2 protein-coding genes are annotated in these 1,717 nt (G+C 69.0%); both read right to left on the bottom strand.

The features are described from left to right. Nucleotides 1-167: 167 nt before the first annotated feature. Nucleotides 168-905: a transposase gene (locus ACIQWR_RS41495; protein ID WP_404021374.1), complete on the bottom strand. Its 738-nt coding sequence runs from the start codon at nucleotides 903-905 to the stop codon at nucleotides 168-170. After that, nucleotides 854-1,597 carry a transposase gene (locus ACIQWR_RS41490; protein WP_404021372.1) on the bottom strand — a complete coding sequence of 248 codons (744 nt, stop codon included), beginning with the start codon at nucleotides 1,595-1,597 and terminating at the stop codon, nucleotides 854-856. Before ACIQWR_RS41490 ends, ACIQWR_RS41495 begins: the two co-directional genes overlap by 52 nt. Nucleotides 1,598-1,717 lie beyond the last annotated feature (120 nt).

Genomic DNA, 1,717 nt, shown 5'->3' with positions numbered 1-1,717 from the left:
CCTTGATCCTTCAGGCGTGATCGCTGCTGGTTGAGGTGATCGGTTCATCCCGTTTGTCCCGGCTGGTGTCGGGTGGGATCTTCGCGTGTCGCTGCGGGGTGCGCCGGGCTTCCACGGTTCCCGGGGTCTGCTCCTTCCTGGTCTTCGTCGGGGTGGTGACGCCCGGTTCAGGGGGCGGCGGGCAGTGCGCCGAGCCGTCGCCAGCTGGTGGTGAAGGGGTCGGCCCAGGGCCAGGTGGTCTCGATCCGCAGCCATCGGCGGCGGGCGTGTTTCGCGAGGCGGGCGGGGAGGTGGTAGAGGCGGAACCGCATGGTCTGCGGCTCGGCGTCGGCCAGGCCGGGGTGGTCGTGGAGGGTGAGCAGGCGGAGCCAGGCGTCCAGGTCGGCGGCGGGGTTCGCGCTCAGCATCCATGCCTCGTTGATCTGCCAGGACTTGGACGGCAGATTGTGCAGGCCCATGGCCTTGTTCGTCCGGACGTGGTCCTCGACCACGGCGTGGTGGCGGTGCAGGACGTCCAGCCACTGGATCTGATGGGAGCCTGGGATCCGGGTCATCTTGTTGATGTTGGTCGCGGTGATCGAGTACTTCCAGCCGGTCTTCCTCTCGAACGCGGTGACGTCCTTCATCTGCCGGCCGGACGGCCTGACCCGGCGGACGATCAGCCGCATCCCCTTGATCCAGCCCTCCCGGCGGTTCAGCCCGGTCAGCTCGGCGACGAAGTAGCCTTCCTGGAGACTGCCGTCCTGCTTGAGCGAGGTCTCCCAGGCTCTCTCGGGCAGGCGGGCGATGGCCTTCTCGTCCTCGTCGGTGATGGTCCAGCCGGTGGTGAAGCGGACCGTGCGCCGCATCGTGTTCAGGTCCCGCAGGTGTTCGTGCAGGCCATGAGTGGCGCCGGCACCGTCCACGCGCACCAGGATCTTCGCCGTCGAGGCGCACCGGGGACCTGGGCGAGCGCCTCGCCCAGCACCCGCAGGTGGTCGGCGACCGTGTTTGAGCCGGCGTTGCCCGCGCGCAGCAGCATCGCCAGACACTCGCCGGTGTTCGCGCACCACGCGGCCAGGGGATGAAACCCGAAGGTCTTCTTCCAGGTCGCCGTAGCGCCCTGCTTCTTCGACGCTGCCGTGATGATCGTGGCGTCCATGTCGATCACCACCCAGCGGTGCAGTCGCTTCCCGGCGATCGTCAGCCACGGGAATCCGCCCGGCCGCAGATGCAGCAGCGACCACACACCCCGGCGCACCCGAGCCCGCGCCCGAGCGATCTTCGCCAGGACGTCGGCGTCCATCGCCTGAAGCGTCCGACGGGTCGTCGAGTCGGACACCGCCGACCCGAACAGGCCCTGGTGATGGGCCTGCAACTGCTCGGCGTCTGACACGTTCGCCGCCCCCAGCGTGATCGCTACAGCGAGCTGCACGACCACGACCGCGCAGTCTCGCCAGCCGTTTCCGGCCCCGGCGGGCAGCACGCCCGCCAACGCGGCCGTCAACCCCGCACGGTCGGCCAGCCGACGCAGCAGCACCGCCCCGGCACACCCGACCAGCCCCCTGCCGTCGGCGACCACGGACAGCCGCCGGTCCCACCCCGTACGCTCGCTCACCAGATTGGTGCCCTGACTCTCGCAACGGATACGACCCAGACACTCGCATCCTTGCAGGCCAGCGGCACCTTTCTGCTACCGGAACGTCAGATCACCCAATTCCGCTGAATACCCAGGGTT

The sequence above is a fragment of the Streptomyces sp. NPDC098789 genome (assembly GCF_044759975.1).
Lineage (GTDB): Bacteria > Actinomycetota > Actinomycetes > Streptomycetales > Streptomycetaceae > Streptomyces.
Note: the sequence above shows the minus strand (reverse complement) of the source record. Positions and strands in the feature narration are given on the sequence as shown.